General features: G+C 39.5%; 11 protein-coding genes and 1 pseudogene. 1 reads left to right on the forward strand and 11 read right to left on the reverse strand.

Annotation, left to right across the window (positions count from 1 at the left end; translation table 11 throughout):
* The 3 genes and pseudogenes from TY15_RS20640 to TY15_RS20650 all read right to left on the reverse strand — a co-directional run.
* A pseudogene (locus TY15_RS20640) lies at positions 1 to 277 on the reverse strand (sugar ABC transporter permease); the annotation flags it as partial.
* A gap of 60 nt (positions 278 to 337) precedes the next feature.
* A complete protein-coding gene (locus TY15_RS20645) occupies positions 338 to 1,582 on the reverse strand; it encodes an ABC transporter substrate-binding protein (protein ID WP_040205214.1) in 1,245 nt (414 codons plus the stop codon).
* Position 1,583: 1 nt separating this feature from the next.
* Positions 1,584 to 2,546 (reverse strand): glycoside hydrolase family 43 protein, encoded by a 963-nt coding sequence (locus TY15_RS20650; RefSeq protein WP_040205469.1) that lies wholly within the window; start codon positions 2,544 to 2,546, stop codon positions 1,584 to 1,586.
* Between the two features lie 563 nt (positions 2,547 to 3,109).
* Between TY15_RS20650 and TY15_RS20655 the strand changes: the two genes are divergently transcribed.
* A complete protein-coding gene (locus TY15_RS20655) occupies positions 3,110 to 5,557 on the forward strand; it encodes a GH116 family glycosyl-hydrolase (RefSeq protein ID WP_052353859.1) in 2,448 nt (815 codons plus the stop codon).
* 223 nt (positions 5,558 to 5,780) lie between these two features.
* Here TY15_RS20655 and TY15_RS20660 read toward each other — a convergent pair whose 3' ends face one another.
* From TY15_RS20660 to TY15_RS20695, 8 genes are all read right to left on the reverse strand, one after another.
* A complete protein-coding gene (locus tag TY15_RS20660) occupies positions 5,781 to 7,952 on the reverse strand; it encodes a DUF4185 domain-containing protein (RefSeq protein WP_052353860.1) in 2,172 nt (723 codons plus the stop codon).
* Positions 7,953 to 8,321: 369 nt separating this feature from the next.
* Positions 8,322 to 9,248: a ribokinase gene (gene rbsK, locus TY15_RS20665; RefSeq protein ID WP_040205216.1), complete on the reverse strand. Its 927-nt coding sequence runs from the start codon at positions 9,246 to 9,248 to the stop codon at positions 8,322 to 8,324.
* Between the two features lie 16 nt (positions 9,249 to 9,264).
* Positions 9,265 to 9,858 carry a KpsF/GutQ family sugar-phosphate isomerase gene (locus TY15_RS20670; protein ID WP_040205218.1) on the reverse strand — a complete coding sequence of 198 codons (594 nt, stop codon included), beginning with the start codon at positions 9,856 to 9,858 and terminating at the stop codon, positions 9,265 to 9,267.
* 404 nt (positions 9,859 to 10,262) lie between these two features.
* A complete protein-coding gene (locus TY15_RS20675) occupies positions 10,263 to 11,258 on the reverse strand; it encodes a LacI family DNA-binding transcriptional regulator (RefSeq protein WP_040205219.1) in 996 nt (331 codons plus the stop codon).
* 99 nt (positions 11,259 to 11,357) lie between these two features.
* Positions 11,358 to 12,236, reverse strand: a complete 879-nt coding sequence (locus TY15_RS20680) for an SMP-30/gluconolactonase/LRE family protein (protein WP_096911845.1) — start codon at positions 12,234 to 12,236, stop codon at positions 11,358 to 11,360.
* 161 nt (positions 12,237 to 12,397) lie between these two features.
* Entirely contained in the window at positions 12,398 to 14,407 is a 2,010-nt protein-coding gene (locus TY15_RS20685; protein ID WP_052353861.1) for a hypothetical protein, read from the reverse strand.
* 80 nt (positions 14,408 to 14,487) lie between these two features.
* Positions 14,488 to 16,446, reverse strand: coding sequence for a beta-galactosidase (locus TY15_RS20690; protein WP_040205222.1), 1,959 nt, complete (start codon positions 16,444 to 16,446; stop codon positions 14,488 to 14,490).
* 138 nt (positions 16,447 to 16,584) lie between these two features.
* Entirely contained in the window at positions 16,585 to 17,901 is a 1,317-nt protein-coding gene (locus TY15_RS20695; protein WP_040205224.1) for a DUF6259 domain-containing protein, read from the reverse strand.
* Between the last annotated feature and the right edge of the window lie 259 nt (positions 17,902 to 18,160).

Consider the following 18,160-nt stretch of genomic DNA (forward strand, 5'->3'; position numbering starts at 1 on the left):
TAAAGGTATTCTCCATCCCGCCATAAAACTGTGAATAAAAACTCGAGTCTTTGTCAAAAAGGATCGTTTTGAAATTATCTAAACCGACAAACTCAGGAGACGTAAACAAATCCCATTTCGTAAATGAAATATAAATCCCAAACACAGATGGAATGAGGAAAAACATAATAAAAAGAAGCAGGTGGGGTCCAACAAATAATGCAGGCCACAGATTTAACCATTTGGGTATTTTTCGCTTTTTATTTTCTTCCAGCGATTTATTAATCATTGTTGCCATTCATGTTCACCTCAATTATTAAAGAAGAAAAGGAGGAATAAATTCCTCCCCCTCATTCTTTTATTGATTCATTTTATCGTTGACGGTTTGTTGGATCTTCTTTAAGGAATCTTTAATTTCAACCTTACCGGAAATGACATCCCAAGCCGCAGCATCCACTTCTCCAAAAATATAAGAACTTCCAGGATCTGTGACAATGGTAACAGCCTTACGTGCTTGATCTGACTTAAGTAAGAAAGATTGTGGCATATTTGTATATTCTTCATTATCAAGCATACCTAACGCAGTTGGGTTTGCTCCTGACTTAATCCATTCCAACTGGTTGCTCTGGAGCCACTCAATAAATTTGACTGTACCTTTAATTTTTTCGTCAGAACGCTCTTTACTTTTAAACATGGCAAATTGGTCCGCACCGCTTCCTTGAACAACATTGCCGGCATCCCATTGTGGTGTAAATGTCTCTGCCCATTTAAAATCCGTAATTTTGTTCATTTCAGCTAACATCCACGTTCCTTCTGGAAGGAAGATCACTTTTCCATTTTTGAAAAGTTTTGTTGTATCCTCACCTTTTTTATTCATATAACCGTTGGCTTCTAACTTTTTGAATTCTTCGAAAGCAGCTACAGCTGTTTCATTATCGATGGTTGGTTTACCATCTTCAGCAAACTTACCACCCATTTGCAAATAAAGATTGTTAAAGTTCTGCATCGGCCAGCTAAAGCCATAAGCTAAAATCCCATCGGCTTTAGCTGCTGCGCCAGCTTTTTCTATTTCTTCATAAGTAATGATATTATCATCAGCAGCACCTGGAGCGTACTTGTCAACCAAATCCTTATTGTAATACATCACCCAAGTACCCATAGTTGCAGGCAAACCGTATTGTTTACCATCTACTGTTCCTACATTCCAAGCTTCCTCTAAATAGTTTTCAGCACTCACTTTTGTACCTTCAAGATATTTATCCCAAGGCTCCAGCATTTTTTGACCATTGTAAGTAGAAACACTTTCTGAAGCGATCATTGCAATGTCAGGTACACCTTTACCAGAACGTGTAACGGTTGCTAACTTATTACCTAAGACATCACCCTTTATATTTACCAACTTTACTTTATAGTCAGGGTTTGTCGCGTTATATTGGTCAATATTTTTTTGAATAAGATCACCATCAGGACCCGTTGTACCGCTCCACATTAAGATTTCCTTCTTTTCACCATCACTAGAGTCTTTATCAGAGTCTTTTCCACAGGCCGCTAACATCAAAGAAGCTATCAAAGCAAAAACCAAGAGAAATTTATACTTTTTCATCTTACTTTCCCCCTACCATTATTTTCTTTTCTGTATAAGATGGTCCATCAATTTTCAACTTTCCATTTTCAAAATAAAGCCTATCAATGTTCATCTGGCGGTCACCACTTGGATCTTCAGGAAAAGTATGTGTATGATACACCGTGTATAGGGTTTTCCCATCAAGCCCCGTTGTTACACTATTATGACCAGGACCTGATATTCCATTTTTGAGATCCTTTTCCAATACAGGGTTTTCACCTGCTTTCTTAAAAGGACCCATTGGGTTGTTAGCAACAGCGTAGCCCACTCCATAATCTGCGCTTGCAAAATAATTTGAAGAATACATAAGATAGTATTTTTTTTCATGCTTTAGTACGAATGGACCTTCATTCCACTGATAATCGCCATTCAATCCTTCCCATTCCTGGTCTGGCTCTAGCAATAATTGTGGCTCGCCGATCAAACTAGTTAGGTCATTATTCATTTTTTGAACAAAAATCTGACTAATATGTTTCCCCTTTATGACATTCTCGGAACAATCCTTCACATAGTAAAAATAAGGTGTTCCATCTTCCTCAATAAAAATATCACCATCGATGTAGGAGCCTTCTTGTTTGATAATTTCTGTACTGATATCTTTAAATGGTCCTAAAGGATCTTTACTTACTGCAACCGAAATCTGTAAATGCCCTTCTAGGTTTCGGGCACTATATGTCATATAAAACTGGTGATTATACTTGATGACCTCAGGGGCCCAAAAATCGCCGTTTGCCCATTGATTAGACTGTTCCCCCGTATCATAGGCCATTCCTTTTTCTTCCCAATCTACTAGATTATCTGACTGCCAAACTCTGAATCCAATCGTTGCTGCAGAGGTTGCGTACATAAAATATTTGTCTCCATCCTTTAACACAAAAGGATCACCGATGTTAGTTATTCCTCCGACAGGATTCGTGTAATTGATTGTCTTTTCATGATTCATAAAAGCTAACAACCCCCCGCTTCCTACCAATACTAGTATGATAAAAAAAACGATTAGACCGATTGTTTTTGTTATATTGCGTATTCCTCCCATTAGCTTAGCCCTTTATCCCCATTCTTTTTAATCTCCTCCCTTGTTCGTTGGTCTTTTTTCATCCTTAAAATTACATTGATTACGCTTTCATATATTCTTAAAAAAATAATAAAATATTACTAAATCTTTACTATACTCTGAATATAAACCCTAGTTAAGGCCATGTCAATATTAATTAATTAAATTAATTAATAATTAGTTTCTCTATATTTATTATAGTTTCAGATATTAATTTAATCCGAGAGAATAAGGAATACTTATATGTTTCCTCGCTAAATAGTATTGAGATAAAGATCATGAATAATCGAAATGACTTTTTCAAATTTTTACACAATTACTCTAACTTTTGACAGTCACTTGCCTCCATTGTGATAAAATATTCACATGATCCAAGTACCTATGTAAAAAAAAGAAAACGTTTCCTTTTACTTTGTACATAAGTACTAAATTAAATCAGGAGGAGGATGATTATGAAAAGCAACGTCTACACCCACGAACAGCTTTATTCCATGCAGCCGCAAAAATGGTACCCGAGCGAAGCAACAGAAGCCGGATTTCTTCTCGGTGGCATTGGCACTGGTAATATTACGCTAAGCTCTCGAGGTGAATTGAAAGATTGGGAGCTATTTAACCGCCCCGGAAAAGGAGATTTCGTCCATTATAGTTTCTTCTCCATATGGGCAAAGGAAGAAGACTGCGAGCCCGTTGCCAAGGTACTAGAATCAAAGTTTATTCCACCTTATACCCAAGCTCACGGGTACCATTCCGGGGTCGTAGCAGGACTTCCAAGGATGGATCACTCCCAGTTAAAAGGTGAATATCCCTTCGCTAATTTGATATTCGAGGATTCACAGCTTCCAGTGGATATCAGTCTGGAGGCATTTACTCCTTTTATTCCATTGAATGAGGATGACTCCGGCATTCCTAGTGCTCTTTTTAGGTATAAAGCGGTAAATAAAAAAAATCGGCCGGTAGATGTTACCATTGCCGGATCATTCACAAATCTTGCTGGTTTTGAAGGGTACGACGTGTTTGAGAATATGAAATATTCGGAAACGGGAATGAACGAGTATCGCCAAAGCGATGGATTGCAAGGAATCTACTTTTCTTCTCCGCGTATGCCTTCTTCCCATCCTCGGAATGGAAGCATGGCACTGCTGACTGATTCTGCACCAGAAAATGTTACGCATAAAGCAACTTGGCTGACAGGCGGATGGTGGGATGGCGTACAGGATTTCTGGGACGATTTTTCTGAAGATGGACAATTAATACCAGAATCAGTGAGCAATGCAACAGAAAGCGCATTCGGTCCCCAAGGCAGGCTTCGAGTCGGATCTTTGGGAGTATGTCAAACTCTTCAGCCAGGAGAAGAGGCTGTTTTCGAATTTGTTTTATCCTGGTACTTTCCCAATCGAGTCCGCGATTGGGACGAAGACGCCCCCATTCATGATGGGGATGAGATGGAGATGAACTATTACGGCACTATGTTCCAAGATGCTTGGGATGCAGGGACATACCTGCTAAATCATAAAGAGCGGTTAGAACAAGGAAGCCGCGATTTCCATCGTGCGCTCTTTTCCAGTACCTTGCCTGATTATGTTATCGACGCACTTGCCAGCAATATCACCGTTCTTCGCAGTCCAACCTGCTTCCGTATTAAAGATGGCACGTTCCTTGGTTTCGAAGGCTCTCATGCCAAGAAGGGCAGCTGCGAAGGAACCTGTACGCATGTTTGGAATTATGCCCAAACGTTAGCCTTCCTGTTCCCGAAATTAGAGCGTAGCGCTAGGATAGTGGAATTCGAATTAGAGACAGACGATGATGGACAGATGGCTTTCCGGACGTGGCAAATATTTGGCAAACCAAAATTCGATATGCTTCCAGCAACCGATGGACAGCTCGGTACAATTATACGCCTGTACCGCGAATGGAAAATCAGCGGTGATAATGAATTTCTCCATCGTTTGTGGGACAAGGCGAGTAAAGCACTTGACTTTGCGTTCAAATATTGGGACTCCGATGGTGACTATGTTTTAGATAATCGTCAGCACAATACGTATGACATTGAGTTCTATGGCCCAAGCTCTTTGACGAATTCAATGTTTTTCGCTGCCCTTAAAGCTGGTGCGGAAATGGCCGAATACGTAGGAGATGCCGGGCATGCGGCAAAATATCGGCAAGCGTACGAGCTAGGAAGTAAGAAGATGGATGCTCTTCTTTGGGGCGGTGAATACTATGTTCAACTCATCGATAATGTCGATGAGCATAGATACCAATATGGGACTGGATGCTTGTCCGACCAATTATTCGGTCAGATGCTAGCACATGTCGTCGGGTTGGGATACGTTTTGCCTGAAAACCATGTAAAGCAAGCCATGGCTTCCATATATGCCTATAATTTCAAAACTGATTTTTACAATCATTTCAATACTCAGCGTTCGTATGCCCTGAATGACGATAAAGGTCTTGTGCTCTGTTCTTGGCCAAAAGGCGGACGGCCTAAGCTTCCGTTTGTTTATTCTCAAGAAGTATGGTCTGGTATTGAGTACCAAGTTGCTGCCCATCTAATCTATGAGGGTTTTTTGGAAGAAGGACTGACCATTGTTAAAGCGGTCCGTGAACGATACGACGGGTACCGCAGAAACCCTTGGGACGAGGTGGAATGTGGACACCATTATTCCCGTTCTACAGCAAGCTGGGCAGTACTATTAGCTTTATCCGGTTTTAAATTGGATATGAACGCAGGCACGATGAGCTTCCAGCCAGTGATAAATAAAGATCATTTTTCGACATTTTGGAGTTGTGGGAAGGCTTGGGGCATCTATAAACAATATAAGGATTCTCAAACTGGAGAACTAAAATGGGAGATTGAAGTTCTTTACGGAACCTTGGAAGGTATCCGCGTAAATGAACACTAAGATTAGCTTAAAGCACCAAAAACGCATTGGAATTTTCCAATGCGTTTTTTTACTATCTTCATATGTGTATCCATCATTATGTTATCGGCATATTGACCGATCTAGTGTGATTTATCCTCACAGAAAATTGCTTCTATTTCCTATTTTCTCCCCTTAAACCAAAACCGTTAGGAGTTTTCAAGTTCTTTTTCATTTGTTGTGTAACCAAAGGAATAATTATCGTTTACTTTTGTTCTAATCTAGCAATATTCGATAACGGTTTTAATCCTGTTAACGAATCAGCAACAAAGATTTCCACATGATAACCAGAATTATTACCCGGCATGTTAAAACCACCGGTAATCGTTTCCTTAGAGCCTGAAGGTAATGCCTTAGTCACCCCTGAAAGATTTTCTACTTCGCCCTTTTTATTATACAAAGCAACAACGAGAGAAATCTCTTTTGCTTCACTTGTATTGTTCCGAATCTCCGCACTGGCGGAAATAAACCCTTTTTTCGGCAGCTTAGTCAATGAACTGCCATCACTACCCTTAAAGGCCACATGACTAACAGTGTAGTCCTCACCAGTTACATTCACCGTTCTAGTAACCGACTTTGCTGCATTCCCATCTGAATCTTTTACATTATAGGTCAATGAATACCGGCCAATAATATTCGGATCCACCTTCCCTGCAACTTCAATTTTATCTGAAAGATCACCATCCTGACTGTCGGATGCAGTTGCCCCCGGGTCAGTGAAGGCATCTCCTAATGATAAATCAATTGTTTCATCCCCTTTTAGGGTAATTGTTGGTGGAGTGGTATCAACAGGAACGAGCATATAATCATCAGCTTGTACCCAGGTATCCCCATTTGCCCACATTCCTGTAAAAAGGGTTACGCTTGTGTTATCACCAGAATTAAACCGGACCGTTTGCTTTGTATAATTGTCATTTCTTCCAAATGGTTGTTCTTTGATGATTTTCCCATCAGCTGCTCGAACCCCAAAATAACCAGCATTGTTATTCTGAGAGGTTTTTACATATCCTGAAAGCACATATTCAGTATTTGGTGAAACAGAAATATTTTGTTTGATTCCGTTCCAACCTGTATCATTTCTTACATACACATTGTTGGATCCAGCTTTGGAAGTTCCCGTCGCCTTGTCAATGCCGCCTTTACCTCCTTCTAGAATCCAAGGTGCAGATATAGTTCCAGACGTTTGTTTTTCAAAAGAAGGATCCGCGACAAGGTTCGGTGATGGGGTGCCTTTTTCTAAAGTGGTATGCATTAATACAACATTGTAAGGTCCCCATTCTGACATAAGGAAATATAAGTCCTTTCCGTCATTTTTCCATGGATAAATGAAGCCGCCATACAGACCTGGGTATTCTTCACCTGTAGCTATCTCTGTTTCCGCAGACCAACCGCCTGTCAGCTCAGAAGAACTTCTCATGACAATCGCATAGCGGTTTTCATTCAGGTAGACCATAATCCATTTTTTATAATAGGAATTATATGAGACGGAAAGTTCACTTACCGGTGCATCGACAACTGCAACGGCAGCAGCTTCGTTATTTACCACCCATTTTGATCCATCCCAGTACTCATACTTTGCTTTATTGAGCATGTCCGCTTCAGAGACTCTTGCTAAATAGGCATTGTCAAACCGTCCTGCAGGAGTTCCGAACATATAAATGTAGCCGCCCTCTTTGACATAGGCCGCTTGAGCAAACTTACTGGTTGCACCCCATTTAACGCCCGATTTTGTCCATGTTTGTCCCTCATCATCGGAGTACGCGACTTCTGAGAAGTTGGTATTCCATCGACCGTTTGCGCCCCAATTCTTGATTTGCATGTAATGGATAAAGTGTCTGTTTCCAGCTGTTACCCCTGCAGTTGGGATGGCAGTAAAATCACTATTTCCGTCAGTGATATGATCAGAATGGATAATTTCTTTTGCATAATTAGGTTTACTTGTGTCCGTGATCATAGAAGAGAAGCTAAGTCCATCAGAAGGGTCTGCATCCTTAGAGATGGCAAGTAGATTACTTCTCCATCCCTTTCCATCTCCACCACCGCCAAAGCCGCCCCATCCTTCATCATAAGAGTCTCCAAAGGCTACCATCATTTTTTTATCATTTGGATCTGTGGTGGCATCCCAAATAATCCCTAGATCCGTGGCTGTTAGACCATATTTCGTTGCGGTTTGGTTTGGATTGGGAATGGTTTCCCCTTCGAGTGTCTTCCCAGTTACGCGGGCTACCCTTTTTGCTTTCGTGGCTGTGAGTTCAAATGGATCGGTAGTATCTGTGGACTTCGTGGTTGTATCGGCATAAGATTGGAGTGATAAAGATACCATTACGACAAAAATGAGAAGAATAGAGACAATCGATCTGCGTTTAGTATTATTCAACAAAATTTCCCCCCTATGACAATTTCCTCTCCTTTTATCTGTCAAACAGAAATGGCGAGAGCGCTTCCAATTTACCATAGCCGTATAACCCTACTGGTTAAGTAAGCCATCCTTCAAGGCTAGTCCCAAAAAAGTTCACCTCTATCACATCCCCCCTTTCAAAAATACAAAGCTCCCATTAACTTGGGCATGTATAATAAACCTCAATGTCGGAGAAAAGGCCAACCAAATAAACTGTTTTTTAAATATTCAGTAATTTGAATTCAAATAGAAAAGTGTCAAGCACCATTCCTTAAAACTGTCCACCACACGTGGACAATATGGACGTTTTGTCCACGGATGGTGCCTGACACCAATTATTTTTTTGGATTATACATATTCTTTGTTTTGTTTCATAAATTCTTCGACTTCTGTTTGGTATGGCAGGGATGGAATGGCTCCTTGTTTGGTTACGGTTAGGGCGCCAACTGCATTAGCGAATCGCACTACTTCGTCCAGCGGCTTTCCCTGTGAGATTCCCACTGCAAGGGCCCCGTTAAAGGAATCACCTGCTGCTACTGAATCGACAAGATTAACCGTATAACCTGGAACATGGGTAGTCCCCGATTCCGTCACGATCAATGATCCTTTTTCAGCTAGGGTAATAATCACATTTTTTACGCCCTTCTCTAGAAGATGCTTTCCAGCTGCTTCAGCATCTTCAATCGACGTAATCTTTATACCCGTTAATAGTTCAGCTTCTGATTCATTTGGAGTTAAATAGGCTATTTTTCTAAGTAAACTATCCTCCAATTTTTGGGCAGGTGCTGGATTCAATATTACTGGAACATCAAAGCTTGCAGCATATGAAACGGCCTGTTCAATCATTTCCAAGCTCATCTCAAGTTGCAGCACCATAATCTTGGAATTTTTAATAAGACTTTTAATCTTATCTAATTCAGAAACAGAATAAGCAAGATTGGCTCCGGGAACGACGACAATCCGATTGTTTCCGCTTTCTTCAAGTGTAATAAAGCCGATCCCTGTTGCATTCTCGTCATCTATTAATATATTTTGAATGTCGATTTGTTCTTCTTCCAACGTAAGTAAGGCTTTTTTTCCATACTCGTCTGTTCCAACTTTACCAGCCATGGTAACACTACCACCGAGCCGGGCCGCCGCAACTGCTTGGTTTGCCCCTTTTCCTCCTGGAAATGTCGAAAAATTATGACCAATAATGGTTTCTCCATCTTGTGGAGCACGTGGTGTTCGAACAACTAGATCCATCATAAAACTACCAATTACTAATATTCCCATTGGAATTACCCCTATCTTATTTTTCGTTTGATAATTGTTTTCCTAAGCTTCCACCCGGGTGGAAGATGTGGAAATCTTCCTTTTTAAAATCTTTTAATATGGAAAGGGCAACTGCTAATGCGTCCCCAATTACTAATGTAATCGTAGAACTTGTAGTTGGAGCTAATCTTAAATGGTCAGCCTCTTTTTCATATTCATAAGCAAGCGCTACATCGCAAAATTTTGCTAACGTGGATTCAGGCTTAGAAGTAATCGCAATTCGTTTGGATCCGATTTTTTCTAATGATGGCATTAAACTAAGAACCTCTTTAGTTTCCCCACTATTAGAAATCATAATGACCACATCATCCTGTTGAATCATTCCTAAGTCACCATGAACCCCTTCTGTACTGTGAACAAAGAAAGCTGGCGTTCCCGTGCTTGCTAATGAGGCGGCAATTTTTTTTCCAACATGACCTGACTTGCCCACCCCGGTTACAATGACCTTTCCTGTGCAATTAAAAATTAAATTAACTGCTTCTTCGTAATTGGCCCCGAGCTTCTCAGAAAGCGCTTTAATGGAAGATGCCTCTAATTCCATGACTCTTTTCATTTCCAATAATATCGACATTAAACCTTCCTCCTATCTTAAAACTTACTTTTGTCATTGACTCTTATAAGGCTCTACTTAAAAAAATATTAGTTTCATAATCTACAAATGATGATTACCGAATAACAGCATTTCTAATAACACTAGTAAACAATTACAGTAAGAATGTAATCGGTTACGATAATCTGTAAACGATTACCGCAACCTGTAAACGATTACATATAAATATTATTACATACTACCCTTTTTTTCAATATCATTTGAGTTATTTCTAAGATTTTTTTAATAAATTTTTGTTCCATGAAGGGAAAGCTCTATCAGCAGCCCGTTAAGACAGAATAAAAAGAGGCTTTCTTTATAAAAAGAAAACCTCCAATATCTTGTTTCAGAGACGCAAATGATGTCCTTATTCAAATAGAAATGTCTTAAAAAACCATCAGTTTCGGTCTGAATTTTTCAACGATTGGTTCATTGGCATTATTCAATAATCGATTCATGATGATTTCTCCTACGCGAACTCCCATTTCATAAGGAGATTGACTGACATAAACGATTTCCGGTGACTTCAATAATTGTGCTGCCTCTACTTCACCAAAAGAAGCCATCGTCACATCTTTTGGAAGTCTATATCCCATTCGTGATAATTGTAGAAGGGCCCCAAAGGACATGGTATTGTTAAATGATAATATAGCAGTTGGTTTGTTCTCACTGTTAAAGAAACGATCAACAGCCTTTTCCCCATCCTCTTGATTAAAATTCCCGTTGTATATTAGTTCCGGGTCTTCCTCTAGACCGTAATCAATAATTGCCTTTTGAAATCCATTATATCGTTCTAACCCCGTACTTACTTCTAACGACCCATTTATAACTCCTATCCTTGTATGGCCCTTTCCAAGTAAATAATTCGTCAATTCATAAGCGGCTTTAAAATTATCTTCTGCAATATAATCAATGGTTGCTTCATAATCCCTTATTTCCCTGTCCACAAGAATAAAAGGAATTCCATTTTTCGTAATTCTATCAACCGTCTCCTCATTGTGTCCGGAAGTTGCCAGCACAATCGCGTCAACTCTTTTCTCAAACAAGACGTTCAATAATTCTTTTTCCTTTTTGGGCTTTTCCTCCGCGCTTGCAAAAATTAAATTATATCCATTTGGATAGACAGTATCTTCAATCCCTCTTGAAATCTTCATGAAGTAAGGATTTGATATATCGGGAATAACGACCCCAATCGTGTTGGTTTGATGATTCTTTAAACTTCTTGCCAGTGCATTTGGTTGATAATTTAATTTCTTTGCAGTTGAAAGAACTTTTTCCCTTATTTCGTTACTCGCATAACCTTTATTACTCAGTACTCTTGATACTGTCGCTGTGGAAACTCCTGATTCTTTTGCAACGTCCTTTATTGTTACATTATTCAATTTATCATCCCCATAATATGGTAACTTAAAATGTAATCGATACCATACATTTTATAATAAATGGAGGAACAGAATCAATATTTGCATTAAAAATAAAGATTATCCTAAAAACGGATACATCCCCATCCCCTTCACATCTGTTTTAATTTTAAAGACCCCTCCAGATTGAGGATATTGCAGCAAGGTTTCTTCACTAAGTCCAATTCGTGCCGTGGTAATGAACAATTCGTCCATATTCTCCCCGCCAAATGAACAAGAGGTAACAAGTGGTGCAGGGATTGGAATGGCTTGAATTAACTTCCCAGTAAAGGGATTCCATCTGCCAATCCGAAACCCTTGCCAATGTGCCACCCAAAGCATACCTTCCTCATCTATGGTCATCCCATCGGGAAAACCCATTTCTCTAGGAATTTCTACAACGACTCGTTCATTACAAATCGAACCATCTTCAATATTGAAATCAAAGGCAACAATTTGACTTGTAGGAGTATCAATATAGTACATTGTTCTATTATCAGGGCTCCATGCCAATCCATTCGAACAAGTCACGTTTTGTAGTACTGTTTTGACATTGTTCTCAGTATCCAAACAATACAAACTTCCTACCCCATAGGCATCGTCGAGCCCCATGGTCCCCGCCCAAAACCTTCCAGCTGCATCACATTTACCATCATTAAAGCGATTTTGCGGCAAGTGCTCCTCCGTGTTAGCCATTAGTGTCAATTGGTCAGTTTGGGGATTTAAAGAATAAAATCCATTTTGTAAGGCAAGCACCAACCCACCTGATTTTCTAGGTACAGCCGTTCCGACGTATTGATTTACTTCAATAAATCTATTTTTTTTCGAAACGTAATCATAAATATGAATTCTTTTCCCCAAAATATCAACCCAATATAAAATTTTTTGATTTCTATCCCATGATGGACCTTCTCCTAAAGTCGCTTTGCTATCCACAATTAATTCTGCCTTGTATTCCACGATATTCCACCTTCAACCATATAATCTATTAAAATAACCCATTCCGAAAGGAGTTACTTTCAATGGACGAACCAACTAGGATCCTTGACATCTATTTTTAAATGATGCGAAACATCTATTTGAATTAACAATTTACCGATAACCCACAAAGGTATTGAATTCTATTGTCCCTCTACAAAACGATTACCAAAATGATCTTTCATTCTCAAGTAACTTTCTGCAGCTGCACCATTTCCCCAATCGTATATAGTGAACTCTCCAATTCCTAAGCCATCAGGATTGACCTTCCCACCGTGTCCGTAATTTTCCATCATAAATCCGTAATCTCGTTCATTAAAAAAAGGCCATTTCTTTTCCCATTGACGTTTTGTTTTCTCATTTTCAGGACAATACATCATGGTAAACGAACTTCTTAAGGCTGCCAGACCTCTTTGAATATATTCATTTCGGCCCAATTCCTTTCCATACATGACAATCAATTCAGCAAAAAGACATTGCCTAGAGTCATTCCACTCTCCATCTGCGTTCATGACACCAAATCCACCTAGAGTATTTGTATACAAATAAGGCGGCTCCCACGATGCTTGGGTCATTAACAATTCATCCATACAGCGTTCACCATAGTTTAAAAACGTCACATTATTAGTAATCTTATAACACTCAAATAAAGCCTCAGCTGTCCAGAAAATTGAAAAATTACATTGTTTATACATATTATTACGGGCCACTTTTTCTCCAACTAAACTACTATTTCCATAGGTACTACATGACCAATACGTTTCAAAATCTTCCCATCTGCCTGTCATGATGACATCGTTGCAAATTACTTCCATCGCTTGGAGAGCAGCCCTTTTGTATCTTTTATCGTCTGTAATCGTATACAATTTTAATAGAAATGTGATCGATAAAGACGTTTCAGGTGAATCATCTAAAATTCCTAATGGTTCTAACGTTTCTTTATCAAGCCATGCTGGAAAATATCCCTTCTTATCCTGTATGGTTAATAAGGAATCTGCGTAATCTATTGCAAAGAATAGCAATCGTTCGTCCTGTTCAAGCTCCTCATACCACCTCAACATCAATAAAGCCGTCCAGCTCATATCAAGAACATGGAAAGGAGACACTTTGGCATCGTGGGTAAATGGATTTCGGTTCGAATTGCCCCAATAATAGGTTTCCCAGCCTTTTGAACGATGAACCTTTTTTCCATCTACTTCGATCTCTTCCATTTCTGTGGCAATGACAGAAGGAAAGAACCCTTTCATTTTTGGTGCTGATAATGCCAACTCTTTTGTTAATAGAGCCTTCTTCAGAAGCTCATCGTTGTTCGTATCCCGTGCATACCGATAAAGGCCGCTGGCAGACCGAAGTGAACTAAACCAAGCCTGATTCCAAATTGAACGGAATTCTCTTTCATTCACGGGTCCGGGATAATTTGGACTTTGCGTTACATTCACGATAAAAACAGGAGCTCCTATCTTTTTCCCATTCAATTCGAACTCCTGCCAAACACTTTTTTCCCATTCTTTAAATGCCCATTTGTAGGTATGTTCAACATATGGATTAAGGGATCCTGTTAATGGTAGCCCTTGTTCATACAGCTTTCGCCCCCACTTTTCCCATAAAAAGTGGAGCACCGGCCGCCACGGATTGAAAATGATGTCTGGGTCATCATACATCATGATATAAAAACCAAATTCTATTTTCCCTTTTGGGTATACGGCTCCAGAACAACGTTCAAAAAGAACGTGTTCTGTTACCTTATAATGGCTCATCCCTAAAGTAAGTTTATTTTCGCTCGCATTTAAATCAAGATACCATCTAGCAGGTGTACCATTGCTCATGATGTCAAGGTCCGGAATGACCATTACTAGTTTTTCCTGGTCATTGACGACTAAGCTCGGTGAACGGAAACTATGCTGGTCGATAATATGATCATCCGTCGGTGTTAAATGGGGTGCCCAATGGAAATTAGGCACAAATGATGGGAATATATTTATTTGCCAATCATCTTGCGCGAGCTCCTCTTCCAAATCAAAGGACAAATGTAGTTTGACCACATGATGATCTATATCTTCAATAGTTATATCGGGCTTTTGCCCGCCCAATTGACCAAATTGAATATTATGAATATATCTCTTTAACAAATTATGCTCGTTAATTAAAACCATTTGAAGACTCCTATAATTATTTGATGAGTTTAATAGGATAAACCAATTCAGAAGAAATAGTTGTATAGATTTTGCCCATTTTATTTTTTAACAATTAATACATCTAAACCATTGATTGTGACACAATCGGATACCTGATTTCCGCTGATGACATCCAATCCATTTTCTACTAATGGAACTTGCTTCGCTTCATTGCTTTTATTAATATAGAAGGTAAAACTATGTTGATCGTTCTTTCTTTGCGTAGCAAAAACCCCTTCCGGTAAGAATGTGTATGGAATATTCCGGTCTTTTACGATATCTAGCAAAATATCACTGTTCAACTCCTCATTCCCCATCACACCAACATAATAAACCGTACCTTTTCCATAACTATTTTTCGAAATGGCTGTTCTTCCTGCGTAAAATTTTTGTTTGTAGACTGCTAATGTTTCTGCACTCTTTGTTTCTAGCATATCTAACCAAACTTTTACTTCATATTCTTTTCCGTTATAGAAGATGGTATTTGAATATTTATCCGGCAGCACTTCAAATTCATCCACAAGCACCCCTGATAATTCTGATAATAATCCTGGCCATGGCGTATCGATCGTGACATTGGCCCACGTTTTAAAACCGCTTCTTGCTCCGATTACCAAGCAGCCGCCATTCTTTACGAATGTTTTGAGATTTTCTTGAATTTCTTCGCTGACCATCATCAGAGAAGGGGCAATGACAATCTTGTATCGTGATAGATCCATTCTTGGGTCAATCAAATCAGAAGTAATTCCCATTTTATTTAAGGCATGATAATAGGACTTGATGTGCTCGCGATATTCAAAGTTTTTATATTGTACATGTGCATCAAACGCCCAGATATGGTCATAGCTATGAATGATTCCGACCGGTGCATCCACTGTTGTCCCCGCAAGCTCTTCACCAAATCCCTTTAATTCCTGATTCATTTGCTGCAATTCATAATAGGCTCTTCTCGGTGACCCGTCATGACGAAGGATCCCATTCGGATTTTGCTCCCAACTGAACCGATTCGCCCGCCAATTGTAAAATAAAACGGCATTCGCTCCTCTTGCAATATCTTGATAGCCCCATAAGCGAACAATTCCCGGCTCAATCGCGAGATTATAGTCACTATAATTGAAGTAACCATTTTTCTGTTCCAAAACTAAAAAGTTAGCCCGTTTCGCACTGCGGTGAATATCGAGATTCATAATGGTATTGATATTGTCTTCATCCACATCCGGATACAAGTCGACACCCATATAATCTAAATTTTCACCAAGCTTATACACATCAAGACCGTGATATAATCCGAGTGAATTATGGGTTACGAATTGATGTGGAGCATAGCTCTTAAGGATGCCTATTTGGCGATTGACGTAATTCACGGTTGAAAAAGAACAAAACCGTTTGTAATCAACAATTTGGCTCACTGATTTCGTCAACTGATCCGCGGTTGGAAGCTGTACTTCCTCCCATTTGTTATAAACCTGGCTCCAAAAAACAGTTCCCCATTCCTCGTTTAGCTTTTCTATCGAGCCATATCTTTCCTGAAGCCATCTTCGATAGTTTTTAGCACACTCCCCGCAATAGCACGGAACGGCTCTTAACTCATTATCAATTTGCCAGCCAATGATAGCTGGATTGGAGGCATAATGTGCCGCCATTTTATGGACTATACGATCCACATAAAAGGCATATGTAGAACTATTATGGCAGTGATGTCCTCTATCACCATGAATATGGCCAAATTCATCTGTGGCAACAACCTCCGGATGGATATGGCGCAGCCAAACCGGTGAACCCTCTATGGGGGTAGCCATCACGATTTGTACATTTTCTTTTGAAACCATTTCAATAAAGTCATCGAGCCAGCCGAAATCGAATGTTCCATTTGTTGGTTCTAATTTAGACCACGCTAGATCTGCCAGTCTAATAATATTGACGCCCGCTTCCTTCATGAGACGAACATCCTCTGCCCATCTATCTCTTGGCCAGTGCTCTGGATTATAGTTTGAACCTACATATATTTTTTGTTCCATTACGATTTCACCTCATTAAAGTTTTCCCCTGACCTACTTGGAAACTCAGGTTCTTCTTAAAAGATTGCCTGTTTAGATTCCTTTCTTTACCGGTAAAGAAAAAAGGACGATATGGCCATCATCCTTTTTAATTTATATCTATAATAATTCAATCAAAACTACCTGTTTCTCTTGTACGGAAAACTCTAAGATTTCTACCTCGTCCGGTTTCAAAACGAATAATTCATCCACACCATTGTCATTATGAATGCGAACCGTAACATTCTCTTGTCTTAGGTGAAAACTATTTCTCTCCAGCTTTAGTTCCACCTTTTGCTCACAATCACTCACATTGGCAAAAAACAATCCTATGCTTTCCTCACGAAATTGCCATGCGGAATGGACAATTGCCTCAACAGCTAACTCGCCAGAATCATTGTATTCCTTGAATTCCTTCGCACAGTTGTAATGGAACCAATTGAAGTTCACTTTTTCACAATTAAACTTCTGTGGTTTCAACATTCTGCCATAGGCCAAATACTTATTGCCGGCACCGATTCTTAGTTTGGCAAATTGAGAAACATATTTTGCCCTGTCTGCATCGAATTGGTAGCCTCTTTGTTCAAAAGGATAATAATGCTCTTCTAAAACATTCTCCTTTTCCTGTATCGCTTCCATTGGACTGTATTCATAATTGAGTTCATAAAGCCCGCCCCACAAATACGTCCTTGCAACCGTAAAATAAAATAAATTACCAATTTCTTTAACTAATTTCCCCCAGCCATCAAGTCTAAGTGCCCCAAATTCATGGTAGACATATGTAAACATTGGAATCAATTCCGCATCCCCAGACTTTAACAACTCTCTTATATTCCAACCCTCCAGCGGAGCTGCAGGCTGTGCACCAGCACGTGCCTGATAGTAATCCAACAGGTCAAGGAACACTTCGTTCATCATCTCTGTCCCCATTGGTATATAACGGCCATCCGCCGCTTTTCTCATGGTTTCTTTCGTCTCACGGTAATTTTTCCGATAGGCCGCTGTTACTTGACTACCGGCTCCAATAGAATGGCCATGGGAAGGATCCATACAAATTTTCATAATATTATTTGCTGAAATATCATAATAGATCGAATCAACATCTGCTTCCCGCTGTATCCTTTCATCGCGCCGAACGTGAAGTTCCTGGACAAATGGATCGACTGGACATACAAAAGGAAACGGATACTGATCAATACTCTTAGTGTTAGGTTTAGGGATCTGCTGCAGTGCCTTTTTACCGCACTCTCCATCTGCCCCATTTATATTAAACACGTAATCAAACTCAAATGGGGCAAATTTATCACCGTAAGATTTCATCACTTCTAAATTAGTTTTATTAAATCTAGTAGGAAACCAATCATCATGGCCACCGGGAACACTGTTACAAAAATCCTGTGTCTTCCCTGTCCAATCAGGACCGAGGATATGAAACATCGGTGTCCCTATATGTTTATGATAATGATTCATCCATTCAGTACGATCATGACCGGCATTTATCCCAAACGTCGCAATTCCAATATCCTCTAGAAGCCATTTCGATTATGAAACGAAATCGAAACATAATCATTTTCTAATAAAATTATCGTTTCCTCCTAAAGAATCGAAGACTATTTTAATCCTGAAAGTTTCATACCCTCGACAAGGTGTTTTTGGAAAAATAGGAAAATAATCACTGTCGGTAAAGCAGCAATTG

The organism is Neobacillus jeddahensis (assembly GCF_000612625.1).
Classification (GTDB): domain Bacteria; phylum Bacillota; class Bacilli; order Bacillales; family Cytobacillaceae; genus Neobacillus; species Neobacillus jeddahensis.

Coding starts and splice junctions, on each gene's coding strand:
- TY15_RS20645 (WP_040205214.1), bottom strand. CDS start 1,582: ATGAAAAAGTATAAATTTCTCTTGGTTTTTGCTTTGATAGCTTCTTTG.
- TY15_RS20650 (WP_040205469.1), bottom strand. CDS start 2,546: ATGAATCATGAAAAGACAATCAATTACACGAATCCTGTCGGAGGAATA.
- TY15_RS20655 (WP_052353859.1), top strand. CDS start 3,110: ATGAAAAGCAACGTCTACACCCACGAACAGCTTTATTCCATGCAGCCG.
- rbsK (WP_040205216.1), bottom strand. CDS start 9,248: ATGGGAATATTAGTAATTGGTAGTTTTATGATGGATCTAGTTGTTCGA.
- TY15_RS20670 (WP_040205218.1), bottom strand. CDS start 9,858: ATGTCGATATTATTGGAAATGAAAAGAGTCATGGAATTAGAGGCATCT.
- TY15_RS20685 (WP_052353861.1), bottom strand. CDS start 14,407: ATGGTTTTAATTAACGAGCATAATTTGTTAAAGAGATATATTCATAAT.
- TY15_RS20690 (WP_040205222.1), bottom strand. CDS start 16,446: ATGGAACAAAAAATATATGTAGGTTCAAACTATAATCCAGAGCACTGG.
- TY15_RS20695 (WP_040205224.1), bottom strand. CDS start 17,901: ATGTTTCATATCCTCGGTCCTGATTGGACAGGGAAGACACAGGATTTT.